The organism is Natronococcus pandeyae (assembly GCF_008122205.1).
Classification (GTDB): Archaea; Halobacteriota; Halobacteria; order Halobacteriales; family Natrialbaceae; genus Natronococcus; species Natronococcus pandeyae.
Map to the genome: position 1 here is coordinate 175,467 of NZ_PHNJ01000002.1, position 25,023 is coordinate 200,489.

The 25,023-nt window shown below is 65.9% G+C and carries 23 protein-coding genes; 9 read left to right on the forward strand and 14 right to left on the reverse strand.

The genetic code is table 11. The annotated features are described in order from the left end of the window. Window positions 1-2 precede the first annotated feature (2 nt). The 4 genes from CV102_RS04465 to hisI form a co-directional block, all read right to left on the reverse strand. Window positions 3-512, reverse strand: a complete 510-nt coding sequence (locus CV102_RS04465) for an HPP family protein (RefSeq protein ID WP_148856699.1) — start codon at window positions 510-512, stop codon at window positions 3-5. A gap of 72 nt (window positions 513-584) precedes the next feature. Beyond that, complete coding sequence (locus CV102_RS04470; RefSeq protein WP_148856700.1) at window positions 585-989, reverse strand: universal stress protein; 405 nt, start codon at window positions 987-989, stop codon at window positions 585-587. Between the two features lie 65 nt (window positions 990-1,054). Next, window positions 1,055-2,227 (reverse strand): DUF7118 family protein, encoded by a 1,173-nt coding sequence (locus CV102_RS04475; RefSeq protein ID WP_148856701.1) that lies wholly within the window; start codon window positions 2,225-2,227, stop codon window positions 1,055-1,057. A gap of 1 nt (window position 2,228) precedes the next feature. Next, window positions 2,229-2,594: a phosphoribosyl-AMP cyclohydrolase gene (hisI, locus tag CV102_RS04480; RefSeq protein WP_148856702.1), complete on the reverse strand. Its 366-nt coding sequence runs from the start codon at window positions 2,592-2,594 to the stop codon at window positions 2,229-2,231. A 162-nt stretch (window positions 2,595-2,756) separates the two neighbouring features. Between hisI and CV102_RS04485 the strand changes: the two genes are divergently transcribed. Beyond that, window positions 2,757-3,923, forward strand: a complete 1,167-nt coding sequence (locus CV102_RS04485; protein WP_148856703.1) for a halocyanin domain-containing protein — start codon at window positions 2,757-2,759, stop codon at window positions 3,921-3,923. A gap of 23 nt (window positions 3,924-3,946) precedes the next feature. Here CV102_RS04485 and serA read toward each other — a convergent pair whose 3' ends face one another. From serA to CV102_RS04515, 7 genes are all read right to left on the reverse strand, one after another. After that, window positions 3,947-5,533 (reverse strand): phosphoglycerate dehydrogenase, encoded by a 1,587-nt coding sequence (gene serA, locus CV102_RS04490; RefSeq protein WP_148856704.1) that lies wholly within the window; start codon window positions 5,531-5,533, stop codon window positions 3,947-3,949. Between the two features lie 116 nt (window positions 5,534-5,649). Then, window positions 5,650-7,956 carry an ABC transporter ATP-binding protein gene (locus CV102_RS04495; RefSeq protein WP_148856705.1) on the reverse strand — a complete coding sequence of 769 codons (2,307 nt, stop codon included), beginning with the start codon at window positions 7,954-7,956 and terminating at the stop codon, window positions 5,650-5,652. A 6-nt stretch (window positions 7,957-7,962) separates the two neighbouring features. Continuing rightward, window positions 7,963-8,871 (reverse strand): nickel transporter permease, encoded by a 909-nt coding sequence (nikC, locus tag CV102_RS04500; RefSeq protein ID WP_148856706.1) that lies wholly within the window; start codon window positions 8,869-8,871, stop codon window positions 7,963-7,965. Further along, entirely contained in the window at window positions 8,868-9,812 is a 945-nt protein-coding gene (gene nikB, locus CV102_RS04505; protein ID WP_148856707.1) for a nickel ABC transporter permease, read from the reverse strand. Before nikB ends, nikC begins: the two co-directional genes overlap by 4 nt. A gap of 1 nt (window position 9,813) precedes the next feature. Then, window positions 9,814-11,355, reverse strand: coding sequence for an ABC transporter substrate-binding protein (locus tag CV102_RS04510; protein WP_148856708.1), 1,542 nt, complete (start codon window positions 11,353-11,355; stop codon window positions 9,814-9,816). 55 nt (window positions 11,356-11,410) lie between these two features. Next, window positions 11,411-11,587, reverse strand: coding sequence for a hypothetical protein (locus CV102_RS25750; protein ID WP_187432857.1), 177 nt, complete (start codon window positions 11,585-11,587; stop codon window positions 11,411-11,413). Window positions 11,588-11,713: 126 nt separating this feature from the next. Then, window positions 11,714-12,610 (reverse strand): DMT family transporter, encoded by an 897-nt coding sequence (locus CV102_RS04515; RefSeq protein WP_148856709.1) that lies wholly within the window; start codon window positions 12,608-12,610, stop codon window positions 11,714-11,716. Window positions 12,611-12,772: 162 nt separating this feature from the next. On the opposite strand from CV102_RS04515, the gene CV102_RS04520 reads away from it, so the two are divergent. Beyond that, a complete protein-coding gene (locus CV102_RS04520; protein WP_148856710.1) occupies window positions 12,773-13,930 on the forward strand; it encodes a mechanosensitive ion channel family protein in 1,158 nt (385 codons plus the stop codon). Between the two features lie 30 nt (window positions 13,931-13,960). Here CV102_RS04520 and CV102_RS04525 read toward each other — a convergent pair whose 3' ends face one another. Beyond that, the gene (locus CV102_RS04525; protein ID WP_148856711.1) at window positions 13,961-14,695 is read right to left on the reverse strand and encodes a hypothetical protein; all 735 of its coding nucleotides are present in this window, start codon (window positions 14,693-14,695) and stop codon (window positions 13,961-13,963) included. Window positions 14,696-14,859: 164 nt separating this feature from the next. Here CV102_RS04525 and serB point away from each other — a divergent pair, with 164 nt between their 5' ends. Both serB and CV102_RS04535 read left to right on the forward strand, forming a co-directional pair. Next, on the forward strand, window positions 14,860-15,504 hold the full coding sequence (gene serB / locus CV102_RS04530; RefSeq protein ID WP_148856712.1) for a phosphoserine phosphatase SerB: 645 nt from the start codon (window positions 14,860-14,862) through the stop codon (window positions 15,502-15,504). A 91-nt stretch (window positions 15,505-15,595) separates the two neighbouring features. Next, on the forward strand, window positions 15,596-15,973 hold the full coding sequence (locus CV102_RS04535) for a hypothetical protein (protein ID WP_148856713.1): 378 nt from the start codon (window positions 15,596-15,598) through the stop codon (window positions 15,971-15,973). A 62-nt stretch (window positions 15,974-16,035) separates the two neighbouring features. Here CV102_RS04535 and metX read toward each other — a convergent pair whose 3' ends face one another. Then, window positions 16,036-17,241 carry a homoserine O-acetyltransferase MetX gene (gene metX / locus CV102_RS04540; protein ID WP_148856714.1) on the reverse strand — a complete coding sequence of 402 codons (1,206 nt, stop codon included), beginning with the start codon at window positions 17,239-17,241 and terminating at the stop codon, window positions 16,036-16,038. Between the two features lie 3 nt (window positions 17,242-17,244). Continuing rightward, window positions 17,245-18,615 (reverse strand): O-acetylhomoserine aminocarboxypropyltransferase/cysteine synthase family protein, encoded by a 1,371-nt coding sequence (locus tag CV102_RS04545; protein ID WP_148856715.1) that lies wholly within the window; start codon window positions 18,613-18,615, stop codon window positions 17,245-17,247. A 168-nt stretch (window positions 18,616-18,783) separates the two neighbouring features. On the opposite strand from CV102_RS04545, the gene CV102_RS04550 reads away from it, so the two are divergent. The 5 genes from CV102_RS04550 (at window position 18,784) to CV102_RS04570 (ending at window position 25,011) form a co-directional block, all read left to right on the forward strand. Beyond that, a complete protein-coding gene (locus CV102_RS04550; RefSeq protein WP_148857097.1) occupies window positions 18,784-20,016 on the forward strand; it encodes an MFS transporter in 1,233 nt (410 codons plus the stop codon). Window positions 20,017-20,143: 127 nt separating this feature from the next. Beyond that, the gene (locus tag CV102_RS04555) at window positions 20,144-20,806 is read left to right on the forward strand and encodes a plastocyanin/azurin family copper-binding protein (RefSeq protein WP_148856716.1); all 663 of its coding nucleotides are present in this window, start codon (window positions 20,144-20,146) and stop codon (window positions 20,804-20,806) included. Between the two features lie 879 nt (window positions 20,807-21,685). Continuing rightward, a complete protein-coding gene (locus tag CV102_RS04560) occupies window positions 21,686-22,714 on the forward strand; it encodes a DMT family transporter (RefSeq protein WP_148856717.1) in 1,029 nt (342 codons plus the stop codon). Window positions 22,715-23,044: 330 nt separating this feature from the next. Next, window positions 23,045-24,157 (forward strand): pyridoxal-phosphate-dependent aminotransferase family protein, encoded by a 1,113-nt coding sequence (locus CV102_RS04565; protein WP_148856718.1) that lies wholly within the window; start codon window positions 23,045-23,047, stop codon window positions 24,155-24,157. A 572-nt stretch (window positions 24,158-24,729) separates the two neighbouring features. Next, entirely contained in the window at window positions 24,730-25,011 is a 282-nt protein-coding gene (locus tag CV102_RS04570) for a hypothetical protein (protein WP_148856719.1), read from the forward strand. Window positions 25,012-25,023: the final 12 nt, after the last annotated feature.

Here is a 25,023-nt window from a genome sequence, read left to right on the forward strand (position 1 = left end):
CGTCAGGACCGCAGTTCCTCGCCGTATCGCGCGCCGGCCCGCTCGGTCGCGAGCAGAAATCGGTGTGCAACGACGAGCAGGACGACCGCGAGAACGATCAGCGCGCCCTCCCACAGCGTCGAGAGCAGCCCGAGTGAGACGATTAGCGTCGTCGCGCAGGCGGGCGGGTGGCGAGTGTCGCTCGCGAGCATCCCGCCGGCAGTGAGCGTCGTCGCGAGGACGGCGCTCCCGGCGAGTCGAAGCCCCTCGATCGAGCCCGGCGCGGTCGCGGCCGTCATACTGACGCCGCCCGCGAGCAGGTGGTACGCGAACAGCCCGGCGACGACGCCGATCGCGTGGCCGCCGATCACTCGCCGGGGCGCGGTCGCGTCGCTGTCCTGAAACAGCGCCAGCACGAACGCGGAGGGACCGAGACTCGGGAAGATCATCGGGAGGCCCGACAGCCACGCGAGCCCCGCCGTCGTCGAGATGAGGAGGCCGGTGTGAAGCGTCGTCCCCGTCCGATCGTCCATACCCTCCGTTCGAGCGCTCGAGGTGAAAACGCCGGTGGTTTTTGGCCGTTCGACGCTCTCGGACAGCCCGAATCAGGGGACGACCGTCACCGGGACGGGCGAGCGACGGGCGACCTGCTCGGCGACGCTCCCCAGCAGCATCCGGGAGACGCCCGACCGCCCTTCGCTTCCCATGACGATCCCGTCGATCCCTTCCTCGTCGACGTACTCGAGGATCGCCCCTGCCGGCTGCCCTTCGATGATCTGCGTCTCGATTCGTCGGTCGTACTCGTCTGCGATCCGGTCTACGTCGTCGAAGATGTCGGGATAGCTGTCCTCGCCAGCGACCGCGGGCGGACGGCCGCCGTACCCCGCCTCGAGGTCGTCGACCGCGTGGACGACCGTGATTCCGTCCTCGGGGAACCGCTCGAGAGCGTACTCGAGGGCCGCCCGCGCGGGCTCGGAGTCGTCGACCGGGACGAGGAGCTGTCTGGTCATACCGGAGAGCTACGATCGGCGGCTCCTTCAGTTGTTGGCACGACGATTCGGCCGTCTAACGGCGTTCAGAACGGATCAGTCTCCTCGAGGACGTCCTCCTCGAGCGCGTCCTCGAGTCGTTTCCGCTCGGCTCGAAGCGACTCGAGTTCGTCCTCGACGCGCCCGTCTCGCAGGTGCTCGCGCTCCTCGGGAGTGAGTTGATCGACCGCCTGCGCCGCGGTCTGGAGGCGGTCGTACTCCGAATCGTACGTCAGGGCGCGCACGTCCCGGAGCGCCGCGACGGTCTCCTCGTCGGCGACGCGGGCGACGAACGGCTGGTACTCTCGGCTCTGACACCGGAGGACTCCCGCCGGGCCGGGCGGCCACCCGATCGTCAACGGCTCGCCGTCGATCCCCTCGAGGTAGGTCTGCTGGGTCGCGACCGCCCGCTTGAGTTCGTCGGCGTCCTCGACGTAGTGGTCCAGTTTCGAGCGGGAGTAGCCGGCGTACTCGAGCAGTTCGGGGATGGTGTACTCGCCGGCGGGCCGCTCGAAGACGAACTGTTTTAGATCGTCGGGCGGACGTTCGTAGCCGACGAAGGGGTACCATCGGCTCCGCTCGAGCAGCGAGAAGACCTCCCGGGCCGAAGCCTCGAGACGATACTCCCGGAACGCGGTCCGGATCGCCTCGTCGTACGTCTCGATCGGCTCCCGAAGTCGCTCGACCGGTGCGCCCAGGTCGGCGGTCGCGAGTTCGAGCAGTCGCTCGCGCTCGTCGATCGCGTCGTCGATCTCGCGCACGCGTCTGCCGGCGGCTTTCCGCGCCTCGACGAGTTCCTCCCGCGCGGCGTTTCGTTCGTCGAGCAACGCCGCGTACTGGCGGGCGGGTGCGAGCGCCTCCTGTGCGCGCTCGAAGTCGGACTCGCTCAGCCGTCGTTTGTCGAGAACGTCGAGTGCGTCCTCGAACGCCTCGCGTCCCTTCAGATCGTCGGGGAGGCCGTCGACGAGGGCGTCGAACTTGCCCTCGAGTTCGAGGTACGCCTGGAAATTCTCCCGGCCGGTTCCCGTCGCCCGGTCGACGTAGGCGTCGAGGAGGTCCGTCGTGTCCCGGTAGGCCTCGGCGGCATCGACGACCGCCGCGCCGCCGTGGTCCTCGATCTCCCGGCGGGCCTGTGCGAACCGCTCGCGGGCGGCCTCGAGTCGCTGGAGTGGCGTGCGATCCGTCCCGGGGGAGCCTGAGCGAGAGACGCTTTCAGTCATCCTATTCGTAGACGGCCTCGGGATCGAAGACCTGTTCGCCGACGTTCTCGCCCTCGACGGTCCGGTAGAAACAGGAGCGGTGGCCCGTGTGACACGCGCCGCCCTCCTGGTCGACCAGGTACAGCAGGGTGTCGGCGTCGCAGTCGACTCGAACTTCGTCGACGTGCTGGACGTGTCCGCTCGTCCCGCCCTTCTGCCAGAGTTCGTCCCGACTTCGGGAGTAGTAGTGTGCCAGCCCCGTCTCGCGGGTCTGCTCGAGCGCCTCGGGAGAGACGTAGGCGAGCATCAACACCTCGCCCGTCTCGGCGTCCTGTGCGACGGCCGGCACGAGTCCGTCCTCGCCGAAGTCGACCGCGATCTCGGTCATGGTCGAACCGATGACCGTCCCGGCGATAGGTCTTTTGCCACAACGACTCCCCTGAGGCGGAAATTCCTCGACGGTTCGTCGTCCCGTATGTGTTCGTCCGTCCGTATTCGCCGCCCGACCGGAGCGTGTGGATTTAAGTAATACTGGTTAGCAACCAGACACATGAGACGTCGAACACTTCTGGGGACGGCCGGAGCGGCGATCGCAGCCGGCTGTCTCGAGGACGACGAGGCGACGGACGATACCGACGAAAACGGTAACGATGGGGCAGACAATATCGACGAAAACGGTGACAATGAGGCCGAAACCGAGGAAAGCGTCGACGACGAAGACGGGGAGCGCACGGAAGCGATGGCGTTCCCACCGGGGACGAGCGAGGACGGGATCGACGATCCGGAACGGCTCGAAGCGGCGTACACCGATATTATTGGCGAAACGACTTATCAGTACAGAGATTCGTTCACGATGTCCGAGATGGACGGAGGGCAGGAGTGGTCCGAATCGATGACGCTAACTGCCGATCCGGAGCGCGAACAGTACCGGTACGAACGCGAGCGAGACGGAATCGCCGAAGCGGAGGAGAGCGCGGGGTTCGTCGACGGCGACGACTCGTTCGTCCGGCAGGACGGCACCGTCGAGCGCGACGAGTTCGACGCCGCTAACGCGATCGGACGGCCGGTCGAACTCCAGCCAGAGCTTCTCGAGGGGCTGACGTTCGAGTACGACGAGAGCCGAACGGGGGAACAGCCGGCGGTTCACGCCTTTAGCGCCGTCGAGTACGACGGCCTCTTCGACGATCAGGTCGATCCGATCGGTGACCCGACCGGCGACCTCCTCGTCGACGAGGACGGCCTCCTGTACGAGTTCACGGGAACGCTCGTCTTTACGAACGACGGTGAGGAAGTGGAGTACGACCTCGAGTGGTCGTTCTCGGAGGTCGGCGAGGCGTCGGTTACCGAACCCGACTGGCTCGAGGACGCGCCGGAACCCGTCGAGACGTACGACGGCTTTCTCGATCCCGTCGACGACTACGACGGCCCTACCGACGCGACCGGTCGGTCCCACGTGACGATCGGCGTCGGTGAGGGGAGGACCGGATTCCGGTTCGATCCGATCGCGGTCGTCGTCGACGCGGGAACGACCGTCAGGTGGGAGTGGTCGGACCACGAGTTACAGCACAACGTCGCCTCGGTCGACGACGAGTTCCGCAGCGACCTAACCGGCGAGCCGGGAGCCACCTTCGAGCACACGTTCGAAGAGACCGGCGTCTATCGGTACGTCTGCGAACCGCACGAAACCGTCAAGCGCGGCGTCGTCGAAGTCGTGTAAGGTCGAGAATCGAACGCCGAACGCTACGCCTGCCCGTTCAGCGTGATGTAGTTGACGCCGAGAATTCGTTCGTCCTCGTTGAGTTCCTGCTTTGCCTCCTCGGGGACGTCGCTGTCGACGTTGTAAACCGTCAGCGCCTCGCCGCCGATCGTCTCGCGAGCGTTGAACATCCCGGCGATGTTGACGCCGTGTTTGCCCATTACGCTCCCGATGAGACCGATAACACCCGGTTCGTCCGTGTTGCGCGTGACGACCATCTTTCCGTGGGGGATGGCGTCGACGCGGTAGCCGTCCACGCGGACGATCCGCGGATCCTCGCCCGCGAAGAGCGTCCCGTCGACCGAGACCTCGTTATCGTCGTTGCTGACGGTGACGGAGATGAGACTCTGGAAGTCGGCGGCCTGGTGGGTCTTCGATTCCGTGACCTCGACGCCGCGGTCCTCGGCGATCTGTGGCGCGTTGACCGCGTTGACCTGCCACTCGAGCGGTTCGAAGACGCCCTTGAGCGCCGAGGCGGTGACGAACTCGACGTCCTCGTCGGCTATCTCACCCTCGTAGGAGACCTCGACGCGCTCGATGCGACCGTCGAGAAGCTGTGCGGCCACCTTACCGCCGGTTTCGGCGATCTCGATGTACGGTTTGACGCGTGGGAACGCGCTCTCGTCGATCGACGGCGCGTTGAGCGCGTTCGCGACGGGTTCGCTGGAGAAGGCGGCGTTGATCTGCTCGGCAGTCGAGACGGCGACGTTCTCCTGGGCGGCCTCCGTCGACGCGCCGAGGTGCGGCGTGACGATGATATCCTCGTGCTCGAGTAGCGGCGACTCCGCCGACAGCGGTTCCTCCGCGAAGACGTCCAGTGCCGCGCCGGCGAGGGTTCCGTCCTCGACCTTGGCAGCGAGTGCGTCCTCCTGGATGATGCCGCCGCGGCCGACGTTGACGACGTAGCCGCCATCGAGGAGGGCGAGTTCTTCCGCGCCGATCATGCCCTCTGTCTCGGGCGTCAGCGGCGTGTGGATCGTCAGGAAGTCGGCGCGCTCGAGGCACGGTTCGAAGTCGACGAGTTCGGCGCCGAGTCGGTCGGCGCGCTCCTCGGAGATGTAGGGGTCGAAGGCGACGATATCCATCCCCAGAGAGTCGAGTTTCTTGGCGACCTCCTGACCGACGCGGCCGAGGCCGACGACGCCGAGCGTCTTATTGTCGAGTTCGGCGCCGAGGTAGTCGCCCTTGGCCCACTCGCCGTTCTTCAGGCGGATGTGGGCCTGCGGGATCGAACGAGCGGCCGCGAACGTCATCGCGACGGTGTGTTCGGCCGCCGCGCGAACGTTCCCTTCGGGTGCGTTGGCGACGACGACCCCGTGATCCGTCGCGGCCTCGATGTCGATGTTGTCGACGCCGATGCCGGCGCGACCGACGATGACGAGTTCCTCGGCGGTCTCGAGGACCTCCTCGGTAACCTCGGTTCCCGAGCGGACGATCAGTCCGTGGGCGTCCGAGACCGCCTCGAGCAGGTCGTCGCCTTCGAGTTCGTACCCCGTTTCTACGTCGTGGCCGGCGTCTCTGAGAACGTCCAGACCCGCGTCAGCGATCGGGTCCGTAACGAGCACCTTCATGCGCGAGACACCGGCTTGGAACGGGTAAACCCTTCCGTTGTCGACGGGCATGGCAAAAACTACCTCATCGATCGCGGCCCAGAGGGCGTCGTTTGCGCCGAGATCGCCGCTCGCCGTCAGCGCTCGCGGGGGAAGTGACACTTCGATCGGACCGGTCCCACGTCCATCCACTCGGGTTCGGTCTCGGCGCACGTCGAGTCGGCGTCCGGACACCGAGTGTGGAACGGGCACCCACTCGGTGCATCGATCGGACTCGGAGCCGCCCCCTCGAGTTGGATCGGGGAGTCGCCGCCGTCGAGCGACGGGATCGCATCGAGGAGCGCCACCGTGTAGGGGTGACTCGGCTGCTCGAACACCCGATCAGTCGGTCCCACTTCCATCAGTTCCCCGAGGTACATCACGGCGACCCGATCTGCGACGTGCTCGATCACGTCCAGGTCGTGAGAGATGACGAGGGAGGTCAGCTCCAGTTCCCGCTGGAGATCCGACAGCAGGTTCAGGATCCGGGCCTGGACCGAGACGTCGAGCGCGGAGACGGGCTCGTCGAAGACGACGAGTTGCGGATCGAGGGCGATCGCGCGGGCGATCGCAACGCGCTGGACCTGTCCACCCGAGAGCTCGTGGGGGTGCCGGTTCGCGTGACGCTCCGGGAGTCCGACCAGTTCGAGGAGCCGGTCGAGTCGTTGCCGTCGACGGCGCTCGTCCCATCCCTGGGCGAGCATCGGCTCGGCGAGCGTCTGTTCGACCGTCAGGCGTGGATTGAGACTCGATCGCGGGTTCTGGAAGATGACGCCGACCTCGGCGAGTTCGTCCGCCGACCGGCCGTCAGCGGCTCCCACGGCGACGCCGTCGAGTCGGACCGCGCCGGACGTCGGCGTCTCGAGACCCGTCACGAGATCCGCGAGGGTCGACTTGCCGCTCCCGCTCTCGCCGACGAGCCCGACCGTCTCGCCCTCGGCGATCTCGAGGGTCACGTCGTCGACCGCCCGCAGTTCCCGGCTCTCGCCGACGACGCGGTCGAGGAGGCCGTCGTCGAGCGAGAACCGTTTCGAGACGCCCTCGAGCGCGACGAGCGGGGTCGCCCGGTCGGATTCGGAGGAGCCGCTCGAGTTCGGCGCTCGGTCCGGATCGGCCGCCGAGTCCCGTCCGAACCCTCCGTTCGGCTCCGCACTCGAGCGATCCGACGCGGATCGTGCGCGTTCGGGTTTGGAGGGTGCGTCGCGAGGGCCGGACTCGGCGAAGGCGTCGCCGCCCTGCCGGAGCGGATCGCTCGCCTCCGGCGGCCCCTCGGCGGCCGAGAGGGGCGACGTGGTCCGCCCGGACGAGCGTCCGGCCGCTCGCGGAGTCGGTTCGCTCGAGAGAGCGTTGTTCGGGGGAGCGTCGTTCGGGGGTGCATCGTCGGAGGGAGCCAGCGCGATCGGTTCGCCGCAGGCCGCGGTTCCCTCCTCGAGTTCGACGGTGGGAACCTCGCCGGTCAGGCAGGCGTCGGTCGCCGACGAGCAGCGGGGCGCGAACGGACAGCCGGAGCGTTCGTCGGTCCGTTCCGGGACAGTTCCCTCGATCGTCGGCAGTCGCCGCTTGCCGTCGCCGTTCCGGAGCGAACACTCGAGCAGCGCCCGCGTGTACGGATGTCGCGGGTCCTCGAGCACGCGCTCGGTCGGGCCCGTCTCCATCACCTGCCCGGCGTACATCACGACGACTCGATCGCAGACGTCGGCGACGACGCCGAGATCGTGCGAGATCAACAGCAGGGCCGTCCCGCGCTCGTCGGTGAGCCGGCGGAGGCGCTCGAGGATTCGGGCCTGTGTGGTCGTGTCGAGCGCGGTCGTCGGCTCGTCGGCGATCAGCAGGTCCGGATCGGACGCCATCGCGATCGCGAGGCCGGCCCGCTGGCGCATCCCGCCCGAAAGCTCGTGTGGGTACGCGTCGACGCGGTCCTCGGGGCTCGCGATACCGACCTGCTCCATCAGTTCGACGGCGCGCTCGCGGCTCTCGCGCCACGCCGAGCGACGGCTGAAGAGCGGCGCGTGCAGGTAGTCGAGCAATCCCTGCGACTCCGGCCGGTCGTGTACTCTGAGCGACTCGGCGATCTGCTCGCCGACGTCGAAGACCGGGTTCAGCGCCCGGGACGGGTCCTGGAACGAGATCGAGACGGTCTCGCCCCGGAGCCGTCTGAGCTGTCGATCGGTCGCGTCGGGTACGTTCACGCCGTCGAGTCGAATCGAGCCGCGAACGATCTCGCCGGGACTCTGCAGGCCGACGATCGAGCGGGCCGTGACGGACTTTCCGCAGCCGCTCTCGCCGACGATTCCGACGGTTTCGCCTTCGGCGACGTCGAAGGAAGCCCCGTCGACGGCGCGGACGGGCCCCTCGCGGGTCCGGAACTGGGTGTGCAAGTTTTCGACGGTGAGGATGTCAGTCATGGTCGATCAGGTTGATCTCTCGAGGTTCGCTTCCTGTTTCGGGTCGAGGACGTCGCGGAGCCCGTCGCCGAGCAGGTTGAAGCCGAGTACGGTGAGCATGATCGCGACGCCCGGTGCGTTGACGATCCACCAGGCGTCGCGGAGGTGGTGGCGGCCGGCCGAGAGCATCGTCCCCCACTCCGGCGTCGGCGGCTGCGCGCCGAGGCCGATGAAGGAGAGTCCGGCCGTACCGAGGATGACCGTCCCGACGTTCAGGGTCGCGAGCACGACGACCGGGCCGGCGACGTTCGGCAGGAGGTGACGGACCGCGATCCGGGGCCAGGAGACCCCCATCAGCTGAGCCGCTCGGACGAACTCGCGTTCTTTCGTCGAGAGGACGCTTCCGCGGACCAGTCTCGCGTAGGACGCCCAGCCGACGACCGCGAGCGCGATCATCACGTTTCGCAGACTCGGGCCGAGGACGCCGGCGATAACCAGCGCGAGGATCAGTCCCGGAAACGCGAGCTGGACGTCGACGAGACGCATCAGGAACTCGTCGACCCAGCCGCCGGCGTAGCCCGCAACCAGCCCGATCGTCGTTCCGAGGACGAGCCTGATCGCGGTGACGACGACCGCGATGCCGAGCGAGAGGCGCGCGCCGTAGAGCAAGCGCGAGAAGACGTCCCGTCCGAGCTGGTCGGTTCCGAACGGGTGGGCCAGCGACGGCCCCTGCAACCGGTTGGCGAGGTCCTGGCTCGCCGGCTCGTACGGCGCGACGGTCGGGCCGACGACGGCCGCGGCGGTGACCGTCGCGACGATCACCGCTCCGGCGACGTTGAGCGGGTTCGAGAGCACCGTCGCGACCGTTCGCGAGTCGCGGATCGAACGATAACGGCGTCGAACGCCCGCCTCGAGCGCACCGTTCGACTCGCTCACGCCGTCTCACCCCCGAGCGCGACGCGCGGGTCGAGGTAGCGGTAGGTGACGTCGACCAGCAGGTTCGTCGCGACGAAGACGACGCCGGTAAACAGCGCGATACCCTGTACGACCGGGTAGTTGCGGTCGAAGACGGCGTCGACGAGCAACATCCCCAGCCCCGGTCGCTGGAAGACGATCTCGACGACGACCGCGCCGTTGAGTAGCGATCCGAACTGGAGCCCGACGATCGTTACGACGGGCACGAGCGCGTTTCGTAGCGCGTGTTTGTAGACGACGATTCGCTCGCGCAACCCCTTCGAGCGAGCCGTGTCGACGTACGGCTCCTCGAGCACCTCGAGCATCGACGTCCTGACCAGCCGCGTCACGACGGCGGCCATGCCGGTTCCGAGCGTGATCGCCGGGAGGACGAGCTGGGCGAAACTGCCGGCGCCGGCGACCGGGAGGACGCCGAGGACCAGCGCGAACACCATGATGAGCAGGTACCCCAGCCAGAAGTTCGGCATCGAGACGCCGATCAGCGCGCCGATCTGGCTCGCGTAGTCGACGGTCGTCCCCCGGTTGACGGCGCTGAGAACGCCGGTCGGGATCGCGAGCGCGAGCGCGACGACCATCGACGCGGCGGCCAGTTCGAGGGTCGCCGGGAGCGCCTCGAGGACGAGCGTCGTCACCGCGGTATCGGTGTAGTACGACGTCCCCAGATCACCGCGGAGGGCGTCGGAGAGCCAGCCGAGGTATTGGATCGGGATCGGTTCGTCGAACCCCTGTTCCGCGCGGAAAGCGTCGACCTCGTTCTGGGAGGGCTGGCGCTCGAGTTGTTGGGTGAGGATGGTCCGCGCGGGGTCGCCGGGCGTCAGAAAGACCAGTCCGTAGGTGACGAGCGAGACGCCGAACAGGACGACGACCGACGTTGCGAGCCGGGAGACCAGATAGTTGTACATGCTACGAACCCGTCAGCTCGCGCCACTCGACCAGTCGGTCGATGGGGGGAAGGTCGAATCCCTCGAGAGCCGCATCGGCGGCGACGGTGTACTCCCGGTAGAACAGCGGGACGACGACCGCCTCTTCGACGATCCGTCGCTGTGCGTCGACGTACGACTCGCGTTTCTCCTCGGGGTCGCTGGACTGGAACCCCCTCTCGATCAGTTCGTCGACCTCGCCGCCGAGATTGTGCAGTCCCGTCCCCTCGGCTTCGTACAGATCCTTGTTGCTGATCCCCATCGTGTGGAAGTTCTCCCACATGATGTAATCCGCCGCCGGGCTGTTCGACTGCGAGCCGCCGACCTCGAGGTGGAACTCGCCGCGCTCGGTCCGGTCCTGTATCGCCGCGTTCTCGAGAACCTCGACGTCGACGTCGACGCCGATCGCCTCGAAATCGGACTGGAGAATCTGGACGACGTCCCTGCCGTCGTCCATATCGTTCTCGACGAGACAGGTCAGCTCCTCCCCGTCGTACGACGACTGCGCCACGAGGTCGCGCGCGGCGTCCCGGTCGCGTTCGTAGGCCGGCAGTTCGTCGTCGGCCGCCCAGTCGATCACCGTCGAGATCGGGCCGCGAGCGGGTTCGCCGATCCCCTCGAGAACCGTCTCGACGATCTCCGGTTGCGAGACCGCGCGGTTGAGCGCCCGCCGGAGGTCGGCGTCGTCCGTCGGCTCCCGATAGATGTTGATCGAGACGAACGTCGACCCCGAGGACTGCCTGCTCTCGAGCGCGATATCGTCGCGGTCGCGCAGCGAGGAGAGGCGACTCTTCGCCGGATCGAAGACGATGTCGACCTCGCCGGACTCGAGCAGATCCGTCCGAGTCGTCTCGTCCTCCGCGGCCCGGAACGTCAGCTCTGCGGGCTCCGGTTCGCCGCCCCAGTAGTCCGCGAACCGTTCGACCCGGAGCGACTGGCCGTCCGTCATCTCCTCGAGCGTGAAGGGGCCGGTGCCGACGATATCCCCCGCCTGACGGTCGGCTTCGGGCGGCTGGATGTCGATCATGTTGTGAGCGATCGTTCCCGGAAACCCCGAGAACGGCTCCGTGTTCTCGAACTCGACGGCGTAGTCGTCGATCTTCGTGACGCTGCCGGGCTCGAGGTGAAGCCAGCCGTAGACGAAGTCACCCCGTTCGGTCAGGATGTTCTCTTCGAAGGAGTGGACGACGTCGTCGGCGGTCATCTCCTCGCCGTTGTGGAAGGTAACGCCCTCGCGGAGGTCGAACACCCAGGTCGTCTCGTCGGTCGCCGTCCAGTCGGTCGCGAGCCACGGCTCCGGCTGCATGTCGTCGGTTCCCCAGACGAGCGGTTCGACGACGCGGGTCCAGTAGGGGGTCATCCCGCCCCAGCTATCCCACGAGTCGCCGCTTCCTGTCGGGTCCAGGGTGGGAACGATCGTGAAACTGGCGTCGTCGGAGCCGCTGGCTGCACAGCCGGCGAGACCGGCGAAACCGCCGGCGGTCAGGCTGCCGAGCAGTCGTCGTCGTGAGAGCGTCGTGCGCATGGTATTATTACCTAATCCAATTTTATAATAAGGCTTGCTAATTTACTGTACTATTTTAATAATAACTCGCCGGCGCTCGAGCGGTCGTCTCGAACGGTTCGTCGAGGGGTCGTTCCGGCGAATGTACGCTGGTCGGCGACGAGAGGATCGCAGTCGGGTCACAATCCGGCGGCATCTCGCGACCCGTCGGGACGGGGAGCCGAACGATCGGACGGTTCGTCTCGCCACTCATACAATGCAATTTTCACTTGTGAAAGTTTGGTTGTTAACGTTTTGGTTCAGTTCCCGAACCGATCGGCCGACCGGGAGACTCCCGCCCGACGAGAGCGGTTTCGCCGGCGAGAACGACGGTGTGCCGTCAGATCGTAATCAATACGGCGCCGACGACCACCAGCGCCGCCCCTCCAACCACGCCTTTCGTCACTCGCTCGAGGTCCCGCAGGAGCACCGCGGCAAACAGCAGGGTGAAGAGGGGTGCAGTCGCGACCAGCGGATCGACGACGGCGATCCGGCCCTCCTCGAGACCGAGCGCGGCCATCAGTGAGAGCATCGCGACCGTCGTCAGCAGTCCGCTTCCAAGAAAGTAGAGGTAGGTCTCCCGCGGGCGGGAGAGCACGGCGGTCCCCTTGACGGTGAGCGCGTAGGCGACGAGCACGATCAGTCCGGCCGTCTCGTTGATCGCGACGGCCTCGAGCGCCGAGATGGGGGTCTCGAGCATCCCGTAGCGGCGACTGACGTTCGCGACCGCGAACGCGGCCGCAGCCGCGATCGGCCACAACAGATCGCGCGGGCGCCACCCGCCGAGGTCGCCGCCCCTCGAGAGCGTCAGGACGGAGAGCCCGGCGACGAGGATGAGGATGCCCACTCCCGTGACCGGGCCGAGCGGTTCGCCGAGGAAGACCAGCGCGATCAGCGTCGCGAACAGCGGCCGCGTGCTGAGGATCGTGCTGTTGAGGCTCGCACCGACTTTGTCGACGCCGACGAAAATCGTGATGCGGCCGATCGCGGTGCCGATCACGCCCGCGAAGGCGAAGACGACGAGCACCTCGAGCGTCAGGCCCGCGAACGCCGACCGGCCGTAAAGAACGGCGATAGCGAGCCAGTAGCAGAACAGTTCGACGACCACGACGACGAGCGACGCCTGGACGGAGCCGCCGCCCGCGGCCATCCCCCGCTTGTCGAAGATCGGCGCGAACCCCCAGAAGATCGCCGGAACCAGCGCGAGCGCGAGAACCTCGAGCGGCGCGCCGGTCATCGATCTCGACCCTCCCGTTCGTCGACGGCCATCGGTGACAATCCGTGAGAGAGATGGATCATCGTTGTGGTGTCGGCGACCGACCGGGGATGGACATAAAAGACGTTGATTGGCACATCCAACAGTATATTACTCGCCTCAACCACGGCTTACGTATCTTCGATGTCTCTCCAGGCTCTCCCGTGGCGGTGGCTGCAGGCCGACCAGATCGGTCAGCCGGCGCTCTCAACGACGCTTCTCGAGTGGGAGTGGCTCCTGCTCGCGCTGATCATCGTCGGTTCGTACCTGCTCGCTCGTCTCGTCCACTGGGTCGGTCAACGGTATCTCCGCCGGTCCGAGGCCGAGGAGGGGACCTCGTTTAGCCGGGCGACCGTCGAGGAGATCTACACGCCGCTATCGGTGTCGATCCTGCTGGTCGGAATCTCGCTGGCTCTCCAGGCGTTCGGCGTCGTCGAGTCGGAATCGCTCCTCGGCAACGCCGTGGCGACGGCGCTGACGGTGCTGTGGGCCCGTGCGGCGGTCCGGATCGGGAGTCGGTGGCTCGAGGTGGCCAACGGCCGCGAGCAGAGCTACGAGTTCGCGCCGATCTTCCAGAATTTCTGGACGCTCGCGGTCGTCGCCGTCGCGTCGCTTACCCTGGTTTCGGTCTGGGACCTGCAGGTGACGCCGTTTCTCGCCTCGGCCGGCGTGCTGGGCATCGTCCTCGGCTTCGCCGCCCAGGACGCCATCGGCAACCTGATCGGCGGCGTCGCGCTCTACTTCGACAACACGTACAAACCGGGTGACGTCATCCTGCTCGAGGACGAGATGCGCGGGACGGTCGTCGACATCGGCATCCGCTCGACGACGGTGCTCACGCCCGAGAACACGATCGTGACGGTCCCAAACGCGGTGTTGAACTCGACGCAGGTCGTCAACCAGACGGCTCCGCAGCGCCACATCCGAATCCACGTCCCGGTGTCGGCCGCGTACGGGACGGACTACAAGACGGTCGAAGAGATCGCTCTCGAAGTGTGTGCGGACGCCTCGATGATCCGTGAGTCGCCCAGACCGCGCTTGCTGTTCGACGAGTTCGGCGACTCCGCGCTCGTCTTCGAACTCCAGGCCTACATCACCCATCCGCTGACCGAGAAGCGCGCCATCGACCAGCTCAACCGACGGATCTACGACCGGTTCGCCGAGGAAGGGATCACGATCCCGTTCCCGCAGCGGGAACTCTCCTTTCTCGAGGAGTCCGACGGGCCGGAACAGCAACTCGACTTCCGCGAAGGGGACGACTCGAAGGAGCCGCCGGCCGGCGGCGTGAGAACCGACGAGTGAGTCGGTCGAATCGGTAGCGTTCGAAGAGACCTACGACGTCGTGTCGGTGTTCGTCGTCTCTACTGGGACGTACTCGAGCAGTCGCGGTAACGCGGCGACGGCAGCGCCGAACGTGACGAACAGGAGCACGGAGAACGTCGTCGAAAAGAGCATCGAGGCGTCGACGGTCACGGCGATAGCGTCTGGCTCGGCCTCGGGTGCGAACTCGTCCGCTTCCGGTGCCCAGGTCGCGAGAAGCGCGAGAACGGTGGCGAGGACGGCGTAGCTCGCGACCGTCGTTCCGATCGCGAATCCGGCGTCTTTGACCGTCTCGAGGGGGACGTAGCGGACGAGGAGATAGCCGACGAGCGCGAGGATGACGACCGGCAACAGCGCCGAGACGTGCGAGGTGAGCAGCCCGGTGGGTGCGTACGCACCCTGAATCGGCTCTCCGTTCTCCTCGATCGTCGCGCCGTGACTGCCGAGCATCGTCAGGCCGGCGATCGCCCACTGGCTCGGCTCGTTCTCCGCTCGCGCGAACATTCCGGTTGCGAACATCGCTCCGACCAGCTGGTACGTTGCCGCGAAGACGAGCGCGAACGCACCGACCCCCGAGAGCGTCCCCGCCTTCCACGGCGCGAGTGCGACGATCAGTCGTCCGTCGCCGGTCGGTTCGGTTCCCTCGCTTCCCTCGTCGGTATCCGGGTCGTCGTTTTCTTCGGGGGCTCGCTCCTCGTCCTCGAGCGCCGGCCCCTTGTCGTACTCGAGTCGTCTCTCGTCTGACATACTGCCGACATTGGATCGAGCTGATAATAGCTTTCGGGTATGTCTCGGTTCGTAACATGTTCCGGCCCGGACGAACGTATCCGGACCCGAGAACGGACGTCGCTCGCGGCACAAACGGGCACGAACCTGAACTGGTTTATCCGGGGCCGCACAACGGGAGGGCGATGACAGTCGTCGCTTTCGATTTCGACGGGACGCTTTCGGACTCCGAGATGACCGTCTTGCTCGGCAACCAATGTGGAGTTGCCGACGAGATGGCTGACATTACCGAGCGGGCGATGAACAACGAGATGGGCTACGCCGAGAGCCTCAGGAAGCGGGCAGCCCTGCTCGAGGGACTCGACGAGGCGGACGTCGCGGCCGCCTACAGCGAGGTCGAACTTCGAGAGGGGGCCGCCTCGCTCATCGAGTCGTTGAACGGGGCGGGCGTCACGACCGCCATCCTGACCGGCGGGTTCGAGCGCGGCGTCGAAGCGGCGCTCGAGCGCGAGGAGGTCACCGTCGATCACATCGTCGCGAATCGGTTACCGATGGACGACGGGAAACTCACCGGCGAGGTTGAAGGCTCCCTGATCGAGGGAACCAAAGACACCGCGCTCGAGGACCTCGCGACGCTCGTCGACGTCGAGATGGAGGAGACCATCGCCATCGGCGACGGCGCGAACGACCTGCCGATGCTCCGGGTCGCCGGCCTCTCGATCGGGTTCGATCCGAAGCCCGCTGTCGAACCGCACTGTGAAGTCGTCGTTACCTCGATGGCCGGCGTGCGCGACACGTTACTGGCCGAGGGCGTCCTCGATCGGACGTAATCGCCAGCAGTAGAACTCCGTGAATTTCAGCGGCAACGGGTCATTTCCAGACCAAGAGAGTTATTTACTCTCGGCCGAGTAAGTTGTTTTGATGATGTGGCAAGACTTCGTCTTCATGGTAGGGAGCGGCCTTTCGATCCTCTTCCTCGCACCGACGCTCCGCGACGCCAGCGCTCGCGTCCCCCTCGGAACGAGCCTTCCCTCGATGGGAATCGGGATGGCCTACGGCTTTACGTTCTTCACGCTCGGGATGACCTTCTCCGCGGCGGGCGCGCTCGCGGCGGGATCGATGTGGGCACTGATCGCGGCGCTCCGATCGCCGAAAAGTCCGTTCCGACACCTCGCCAGAACGAGCAGTCTCTCCCTGCTGGCGAGGGACGTTCGCTACTGGGTCGGCCGCCAGCGCGGAAACCACCAGATCGTCGACCAGTACGCCACGACCGATCGCACCAACGGGCAGTCGAACTGATTATCGTCGAGTAAGCGGCTGTTTCTCTCGAAATTTGTAGTTGACTGCAGCGACAGCGCTCGTTACCTCGAGAAGAGACTCGTGTGAACCGGGGCGAACGACTCGTCCGCGTCGGACTCCGGTTCGGTGTCGGAGATCATCCGGCCCTCGAGTCCGGTCGCGAGCAGTTCCGACAGCGGCGGCCCGACCTTCTCCGGTTCCACGAGGAACGCGTCGTGGCCGTGGTCGGATTCGACGACGTGGTGGGCGACGTCGACGTCGGCCACGCGGCCGGCCTCGGCGACCGCCTCGGCCTGTTCGACGGTGAAGTGCCAGTCACCGGTAAACGAGAGCAAGAGGAGTTCCCCTTCGAACGCCGCCAGCGCGTCGGCGTCCGACTCGTACCCCGCCGAGAGATCGAAGTCGTCCATCGCGCGGGTCAGGTAGAGGTAGCTGTTCGCGTCGAAGCGGTCGGTGAACTTCTCGGCCTGGTAGTCGAGGTAGGACTCGACCTCGCGGTAGGGGAAGAACGCACCTGCGGGGTCCGTCGGCTCGTCGCGAACCGCCTCCCGGCCGGCGGACCGGCGACCGAACTTCCGGGCCATCGAGGCCTTCGAGAGGTACATGACGTGACCGATCTGTCGGGCTCGAGCCAGTCCCTCCTCCGGCTCCGGTCCCCCGTAGTAGTGGCCGCCGTTCCAGTTCGGATCGCCCGTGATCGCCCGGCGAGCGATGGTGTCGAGGGCGAGACACTGCGCGTCGAGGCGGGCGGCGGTCGCGACTCCCGCGGCCCGTTCGACGTCGTCGGGGAACCGGCGCAGCCAGTCTAAGACGTTCATCCCGCCGACGCTGCCGCCGACGACGGCGTGAATCCGGCCGACACCGAGTTCGTCGAGCAGTCGCCGCTGGGCGCGTGTCCAGTCACCGATCGTGACCGGTGGGAAGTCGGTGCCGTACGGTTCCCCCGTTTCGGGGTTCGTACTCGAGGGTCCCGTCGTCCCGTAACACGAGCCCGGAACGTTCGCACAGACGACGAAGTACTCGCTGGTGTCGATCGCCTTCCCGGGACCGACGACGTCGCCCCACCAGGCGCGGGCCTGACCGGCCGTTTCGGTCCCCGCGTCTGGTCGGCGAGCGACGTGTGCGCTACCGGTCAGCGCGTGACAGATCAGCACCGCGTTGTCCCCCGTAAAGTCGCCGTACGTCTCGTACGCGATCTCGAGGTTCGGGATCGTCTCCCCGGACTCGAACTGGAACTCCCCGAGGTCGACTGTCTCCTTCGTCGTCACGGATTATCCCTCGCGACACGCGCGTGTAGCGGTGTCGATCGCTTGCTCGAGATCCGCGAGAATGTCCTCGGGATCCTCGATGCCGACGGACAGCCGGACGAGATCGGGCGTGACGCCCGCCTCCTCCTGTTCTTCGGGGGTGAGCTGACCGTGGGTGGTGCTCGCCGGGTGGATCACCAGCGTCTTCGCGTCGCCGATGTTCGCGAGGAACTGGGCGACTTCGACGCTCTCGCAGAAGACCTTGCCGGCTTCGTAGCCTGCGCGGGACGACGTCCCCCGAGCGGACGGGTCCGACCCGTCAGCGCCCTCGAGGCCGAACGCGATCATGCCGCCGTAATCCGAGAGGTATTCGCTCGCGTTGTCGTGGGTCGGATGGGAGTCGAGACCCGGATAGGTGACCCAGGCGACGTCCTCGTGTTCCTCGAGGTAGTCGGCGACTATTTCGGCGTTCTCGCAGTGCTTTTCGACGCGCAGCGGCAGGCTCTCCAGTCCCTGCAGGGTCTGCCAGGCGTCGAACGGCGACTGCTGGTTGCCCAGGCTCCGAAGCGAGCGGAACCGGACCGTCTCGGCGAACGGTGCCTCGGGGAAGTCCCGCGAGAAGTCGACGTCGTGATAGGCGTGATTCTGACCGGCGATCTCCTCGTAGCCGTGCTCGCCCCAGGGGAACGAACCGCCGTCGACGAGGATTCCCCCCACAGTGGTCCCCGAGCCGTGGAGCCACTTGGTCGTCGACTCCCAGACGACGTCGGCGCCGTGTTCCAGGGGGCGACAGAGCGCCGGCGTCGCGAACGTGTTGTCGACGACGAGCGGGACGCCGTGTTCGTGGGCGATCTCGGCGACGCGCTCGAAGTCGGGCGTGACGAGCGACGGGTTTCCGATGGTCTCGACGTGGACGAAGGCGGTGTCCTCGTCGATCGCCTCCTCGTACGCTTCGTACTCGAGCGTCGAGACGAACCGCGTCTCGATCTCCCGGCGCGTCGCCGTCTTCGCGAAGTAGGCCGTCGTCCCGCCGTAGGTGTCGGTCGAACAGACCACGTTGTCGCCCGCCTCGGCGAGGACTAACACCGCGGAATCGAGGGCGGCCATCCCGCTCGCGGTCGCGACCGCGCCGGCCCCGCCCTCGAGGGAGGCCAGCCGATCCTCGAGCGTTCGAACCGTCGGGTTGGCGATCCGCGAGTAGATGTATCCCTCGCCCTCGAGGGCGTACAGCTCAGCCGCGGTGTCGGCGTCCTCGAAGACGTAGGAGGTCGTCTGGTAGAGCGGCGGCGCCATCGCGCCCGTCTCCGGGTCAGGAGACTGTCCAGCGTGGACGCTACGCGTCCCGAATCGACGATCAGACGGCTCGCCGCGCCCCTCGCTCGCGTCGTCACTCATGTTTAGTACGCATACTTCCCCACGTTCATATGCGTCTCAGTAACGGCAAAAACCGCAGTCGATTCGACGCGATTCACACGGCAACTCCGAGCGACAATGAGCGGTTGAGAACCGCGTGAGCGTGCCGAGACGAACGCCTTCATAGGCGCCGAGTACGAATCGGTGACCGTGCACTCGAGTGACCGCGACCGGGTCGTGCTCGCCGCCGTCGTCTTCGCCGTGCTGTTCTCGCAGGTGTTGCTCTACCCGGGCGTGGCCACGCTCGTCGAGACGCTGGGTGCGGACGCGACGAGTTCGCCGTTCGCGGAGACGCCCCTCGACGCGAGCATGTGGTTTCTCGTGGCCGAGTTCGCGGCCTACGTCGCCTTCGTCGGCGTCTGGGGCCTCGCGAGCGACGTGACGGGCCGACGGCGCCCCTTCATCGTCGCCGGTGCGCTGGCCGGCGCGGCGGGGTACGCCGTCCTCGCCGCCGCACCCGCGATCGGCTCGATCCCGTTCGAGGGCGTGTTGCTCCTGCGCGTCTTCCAGGGGGCGATGACTATCGGCGCCTTCTCGCTGACGATGACCATGCTGATGGATCTCGAGGGCGGCCACGGCCGTAACATGGGTGCGGCCGGGATCGCTATCGGCCTCGGTGCCGCCCTCGGCGCACCCGTCGGCGGTCAGCTGACGGAACTCGACCCGATAGCCCCGCTGGCGGTCGCCGCCGTCCTGCTCGTCTCCGTCGGCGCGCTCGTCTCGATCGCACCGGATCGAACGCCGACCGATCGTCGGGGCGCTCGAGCGCTCGTCGACGGGATCCGCCGGCGACCGGCGCTGACGATCCCGTACGCGTTCGGGTTCGTCGATCGGCTGACGGCGGGCTTTTTCGCCCTCGTCGGGACGCTCTACTTCCAGGAGTCGTTCGGACTCGGCCCCGGCGCGACCGGACTCGTCCTGGCCTGTTTCTTCGCTCCCTTCGCGCTGTTGCAGTATCCGATGGGCGTGCTCTCGGATCGAGTCGGCCGCACGATCCCCATCGTCGTCGGTTCGCTGTGTTACGGCGTCGGCATCCTCGCCGTCGGCGCCGCGCCGTCGATCGGTACCGTCGTCGTGACGATGCTCCTCGTGGGCGTACTCGGCGCGCTGATCGCACCGGCGACGATGGCGCTCGTCACCGATCTCGCGGACGAACGCGAACGCGGCGTCGCGATGGCCGGGTTCAACCTCGCCGGCAGCCTCGGCTTCCTCGGGGGCTTCCTCGTCGGTGGGACGATCGCCGGGAGTTACGGCTACAGTCAGGCGTTTCTCGTCGTCGGTGGCCTCGAGATCGCGATCGCCCTCGTCGCCGTCCCCGCGTTCCTGCGTCTGTCGGTCGATCGAAACGAGCGATTTCGCACGAGCGACCACGGCGACGGGTGACCGAAATGGTCTGTAAACTGATTTTTTATTACGTACGAATAGTCGTGTATACAGTGGTATGAGAACGCATGCCGACGCTCTAATGGAAGGCGCTATTTTTTATGCACTCAGTCCCAATCCCTCGTTGATGACACGAGACAACGGTATTTCACGGCGGACCGCGATGAAGGTTACCGGTGCAGCGGCCGCGACCGCCCTCGTCGCAGGATGTTCCGACGACAACGGCGACGACGACGAGAACGGCGAGAACGGTGAAAACGGCGAGAACGGCGGCGACGGAGTCAACATCGAAGCCGGCGAGCGTATCGAACTCGACGCTCAGAGTGGCGGCTGGGAGGGTGTCGCTCCCTCCGACATCGAAGGCGAGCAGAACCCGACGCTCATCCTCGAGGAAGGCGAGGAGTACGAGATCGGCTGGGAAGAAGGCGACGGCAGCCAGCACAACATCGAACTCGTCGACGAAGACGACGACGTCGTCGACGACTACGAGACCGATCAGGACAGCGAGGGTGGCGACGACCAGTTCATCGAGTTCGAAGCCACTGACGACATCGCGGAGTACGTCTGCCGACCGCACGACAACGCGATGCGCGGAACGATCGAGATCGAAGAGGGCGAAGGCGCCGACGACGAAGAGGAGAACGGCGAGGACGACGAGGAGAACGGTGAAGACGACGAGATGATGGACGACGAGGAGAACGGTGAAGACGACGAGATGATGGACGACGACGAGAACGGCGAGGACGAGAACGGTGACGACGACCTCGGCGACGACGAAGACGACGAATAACTGAGTCCCGTTTAACCGTTTTTTCGACGCTCGATACCGGATAGCGACAGCCGTCGCGAACCGATCACGACCGCCCGCTCGAGTTCGATTTTATCAGTAGTTGGTAGTACGGTTTTGTCGTTCAGTCTGGGCCGTGAATCTGAACTGGTCGGTTCGGTACCGACAGATGCGTACTGAACAACCGCCGTCGAGGCTGTAGTGCCGATCAGCCGCCGTCGGGTGGGACTGAAAGGGGCCAGGGGCTTTCGCAGTACTCGCTCCGGGAGCAGGTCCTGCTCGCACGAACACACGGGATGACCACACCCTCCCCAGCCGACTCACTCGCTGACGGGCTCACGGCCGCTGGCCGTTCGCCGCTCCGCGGTGCTCCGCGCCGCGCTCCGCTCGTTCGTCCCTCGCACAGTATTGTCGATCGGGTCGCGCTGTACTCACGGTTCCCTTCGGTCACCCCTCGTTTTTCGAGGTGCTCGCACGCTCGCACCTCGCGTCGCTCGAACCCGATTGACAGCGCGCGCCACCGCAGGAGGGGGCCGGACCGAAATGAGACGTCGTACCCTTGTACCTAACGGAAGTTTTACATAAGATTCTGAACAACGAAACCGTGCTATTATCCACTGTTGTCTCTCCTGTTGCTCGGCGTGAGTCGTTGGCGTGCTCGAGCGACTGCGCTATGACCCCCGGCCGGACCACGCTGATGACCACGACTCATCGCCTCAACGGAGCCGCAATTCCGGATCACTGATCGATTGTCGCATTACTTAGTAACACACGCTATCAGGAGTGCGTGTTGCGTTAGCATTTGCCTGTGAATTCGAGAGCCACAGGCACTGTCCTGCCGGATATCAAAATACAAATACCCCGAGGGCATTCCGTGATAAAATGACTTCACAACGAGATATCTTCCTCTTCGTTGCGCTCGCGGTCGCCTGGGGAACCGCGTTCGGAGCGGTCGAGGTCGGCCTGGCGACGTTGCCGCCGATCCTCTTCGCCGCGCTCCGACTCGACGGTGCGGTTCTCCTCTTCGCCGCCGCAATCGCGGCGTTCGGCTACGAGTGGCGACCACGGACGCGGGAGGACTGGGTTACGATCATGATTTCCGGCGGGCTAATCGTCGGGGGCCACTACGGCCTAATGTTCCTCGGGCAGTCGTACGTCTCGAGCGCCGTCGCAGCGATCGTGCTCAGTTTGACGCCGATCGTGACCCCGCCACTGGCGATCGCGTTGCTGCCGAGCGAGCGGATCCGCGCCCCCGCAATCGTCGGCCTCGTCGTCGGCCTCGCCGGCGTCGTCATCATCGCCCTGTCCGGCGGCTCGCTCGACGGCCAGGTGATCGGCGTCGCCCTGCTGTTCGGTTCGTCGTTCGTCTTCGCGACCGGCGCAGTCCTGACCGAGCGGACCCGCGGAACGCTCCCGCTGTTGCCACTCCAGACCTGGGCGATGGCAGTCGGCGCCGCCATGCTCCACACGCTGAGTTTCGCACACCCGGGAGAAGCCGTCGTCTCGACGTTGACGACGGCGTGGACGCCCGAGACGGCCGCCGCGCTCGTGTACCTGGCCGTCGTCTCCACCGCGGGTGGCTTTCTCGCGTACTTCACGCTGCTCGAGCGCGTCGGCGCGAGCGAGCTCAGCCTCGTCAACTACGCGTCGCCCGTCGTCGCAACGGTCGTCGGCTGGGCCCTCCTCGGCGAGTCGATCACCCTCGCGACGATCGCCGGCTTCGGGCTGATACTGCTCGGCTTCGCGCTGTGTAAGATCGATGCGCTCTGGAAGACCGCCGCACCCGTGGTCGGCTACGGTCCGACGCGACAGGTGGCGGCCGCGGCCGAGGAAATCGTCGTCGACGGCAACGTCTACGTCATCGGCACCGGCAACGACCGTTACGTCGGCTCGGTCCGGTCGGCGGACTGAACCCCTCGAGAGGTTCGACGGCGGCGATTCCGCGGAGCAGTCGAAAACCAACTGTCCGGCGTGCGGAGCCCGCACCGCGGTCGACTCCGATCACTGTGATCGCTGCGAGCACTCGCTGACCGACGACGACGAGACTCCGGACTACGGCTGGGTCGAGACGTGACGATGCGGGTCGGGCGCGTGTGAGGGGGGCCAGAGACGACCCCACGGGAGGCCCTCGGACGGACGGCTCGTTCGTCACGGCTGAACCCGGTCAGCCGCCTCCGTTCCTGCGGCATCCAAAAGTACCATACCGTCTCGCGACCCAGTGGGCTGTATTCAGGTGGTTCCGTGACTGAGAAACGCGAATACAGAGACGACTATCCCGACAAGACGCTGTACATTCCTGGCCCGACCGAGGTGCGCGAGGACGTCATCGAGGCGATGTGCGAGCCGATGTTCGGCCACCGGATGGACCGGATGACCGACCTCTACACGACTATCGTCGAGGACACGAAGGAGTTCCTCGGCACCGACAACGAGGTCGTGATCCTCACGGGCTCGGGCACGGAGTTCTGGGAGGCCTCGACGCTCAACCTGGTCGACGAGAACATCCTCGTGGCGACCTGCGGGAGCTTCAGCGAGCGCCACGCTAACGTGGCCGAGCGACTGGGCAAGAACGCCGATCGACTCGAGTACGAGTGGGGCCAAGCTGTCAAGCCCGAAGACGTCCGCGAGGCGCTCGAGACGAGCGACAAGCACTACGATGTCGTCGCCTGTGTAATGAACGAGAGTTCGACCGGCGTCCGGAACCCGATCGAGGAGATCGGCGACGTCGTCGCCGACTATCCGGACACCTACTTCGTCGTCGACGCGGTCTCGTCGCTGGGCGGCGACTACGTCGACGTCGACGAACACAACATCGACGTCATTTTCGCGTCCTCACAGAAGGCGTTCGCCATGCCACCGGGCGTGGCCGTCTGCGTCGTCAGCGACGACGCCTACGAGCGCGAACTCGAGAAGGACTCCGCCTCGTGGTACGGCGGCTTCCAGCGGACGATCGACTACTACGAGCGGAAGGGCCAGACTCACTCCACGCCGGCAATTCCGATCATGCTCGCCTACCGAAAGCAGATGAAACACATGCTCGAGGAGAGCCACGAGTCGCGCGACCAGCGCCACCGCGAGATGGCCGAGTACACCCGCGAGTGGGCCTACGAGCACTTCGACATGTTCCCCGAAGAGGGGTACGAATCGCAGACGGTGAGCTGTATCGAAAATACGCAGGGGATCGACGTCGCGGAAACCATCGACGCCGTGAGCGAGGAGTACGACATGGTCTTCTCGAACGGCTACGGCTCGGCGCTCGGCGAGAAGACGTTCCGCATCGGTCACATGGGCGAACACGACCTCGAGTCGATCGAGGAACTGACCAACGCGATCGAAGACGTCGCCGATCTGTAAGCTGGCGTTCGACGGCTCGATCGAAAATCGTCGAATCGGCCGCGGTGTCGGGAGCGGCCATACAGAACGTTCTACCGGCGCTTTTCTCTCTCTCGGGAGCGGGGTGAAAGCGGTTCTCTCGCCGTATAGCTGCGCTGTATCCGAGCGATCGGCGAAGCGAATTCGAGCCCGTCTTCTCCACCCAGCCGTCGCTTTGCACGCGTCGTCTGCGACCGGTACTGGCTGCGAATTCACCGAGACCGGATAGACGTGAAGTGTCTCGGGGTCAAGCCCCGTGGCATTCGCCTCGACCGCGTGTAAATCCCGTCACTCCCGGAAGCGAAGCGGACCGACACTGCGTCGGATCGAGACGCATCCGGTCGTCGGCCCAGAATCTTCGACTACCGTCTTTCCGATGTGGTCGTATAACAATACCGTAATTTTGAGAAGGCGTGACATGGTACTGGTTACGTGGTGTGAGAGACCGTTATGTTCCGTTTTAACTCATTGTTCACTGGTAACATCCCTACATACCTACCAGCAATGTGAAACATTATATACGGTCGAGACGTATTTCGATCCGAAAGCAAACCATGACGCAATACGCACATCTCCGACGGGATGCGTCGGCTCGAAAACCACCCACAGCGACCGATCCGATCGGGGGCGGGATTCTCTTCGTCCTCGCGGCGATAGGGCTGCTCCTCGCGACGAGCTATCCGCTGTACGCCGCCGCAATCGTCGGCACCCTCGTGGCCGGCGCTGCGATCCTCCGCATCGGCGTTCCCGCGCTCGCTCGAGAGCTCCACGGCCGCGTCACGGAGCTCAAGGTCCCCGGTATCGGCACCGTTCAGATCCGCGTCAGTGGACGCTAACGGCGATTTTGC

Bases quoted from the DNA above. Each gene is read 5' to 3' on its own strand.
- CV102_RS04465 (WP_148856699.1), bottom strand. From the start codon at position 512: ATGGACGATCGGACGGGGACGACGCTTCACACCGGCCTCCTCATCTCG.
- CV102_RS04470 (WP_148856700.1), bottom strand. From the start codon at position 989: ATGACCAGACAGCTCCTCGTCCCGGTCGACGACTCCGAGCCCGCGCGG.
- CV102_RS04475 (WP_148856701.1), bottom strand. From the start codon at position 2,227: ATGACTGAAAGCGTCTCTCGCTCAGGCTCCCCCGGGACGGATCGCACG.
- hisI (WP_148856702.1), bottom strand. From the start codon at position 2,594: ATGACCGAGATCGCGGTCGACTTCGGCGAGGACGGACTCGTGCCGGCC.
- CV102_RS04485 (WP_148856703.1), top strand. From the start codon at position 2,757: ATGAGACGTCGAACACTTCTGGGGACGGCCGGAGCGGCGATCGCAGCC.
- serA (WP_148856704.1), bottom strand. From the start codon at position 5,533: ATGAAGGTGCTCGTTACGGACCCGATCGCTGACGCGGGTCTGGACGTT.
- CV102_RS04495 (WP_148856705.1), bottom strand. From the start codon at position 7,956: ATGACTGACATCCTCACCGTCGAAAACTTGCACACCCAGTTCCGGACC.
- nikB (WP_148856707.1), bottom strand. From the start codon at position 9,812: ATGTACAACTATCTGGTCTCCCGGCTCGCAACGTCGGTCGTCGTCCTG.
- CV102_RS04510 (WP_148856708.1), bottom strand. From the start codon at position 11,355: ATGCGCACGACGCTCTCACGACGACGACTGCTCGGCAGCCTGACCGCC.
- CV102_RS25750 (WP_187432857.1), bottom strand. From the start codon at position 11,587: ATGAGTGGCGAGACGAACCGTCCGATCGTTCGGCTCCCCGTCCCGACG.
- CV102_RS04515 (WP_148856709.1), bottom strand. From the start codon at position 12,610: ATGACCGGCGCGCCGCTCGAGGTTCTCGCGCTCGCGCTGGTTCCGGCG.
- CV102_RS04520 (WP_148856710.1), top strand. From the start codon at position 12,773: ATGTCTCTCCAGGCTCTCCCGTGGCGGTGGCTGCAGGCCGACCAGATC.
- CV102_RS04525 (WP_148856711.1), bottom strand. From the start codon at position 14,695: ATGTCAGACGAGAGACGACTCGAGTACGACAAGGGGCCGGCGCTCGAG.
- serB (WP_148856712.1), top strand. From the start codon at position 14,860: ATGACAGTCGTCGCTTTCGATTTCGACGGGACGCTTTCGGACTCCGAG.
- CV102_RS04535 (WP_148856713.1), top strand. From the start codon at position 15,596: ATGATGTGGCAAGACTTCGTCTTCATGGTAGGGAGCGGCCTTTCGATC.
- CV102_RS04545 (WP_148856715.1), bottom strand. From the start codon at position 18,615: ATGAGTGACGACGCGAGCGAGGGGCGCGGCGAGCCGTCTGATCGTCGA.
- CV102_RS04555 (WP_148856716.1), top strand. From the start codon at position 20,144: ATGACACGAGACAACGGTATTTCACGGCGGACCGCGATGAAGGTTACC.
- CV102_RS04560 (WP_148856717.1), top strand. From the start codon at position 21,686: ATGACTTCACAACGAGATATCTTCCTCTTCGTTGCGCTCGCGGTCGCC.
- CV102_RS04570 (WP_148856719.1), top strand. From the start codon at position 24,730: ATGACGCAATACGCACATCTCCGACGGGATGCGTCGGCTCGAAAACCA.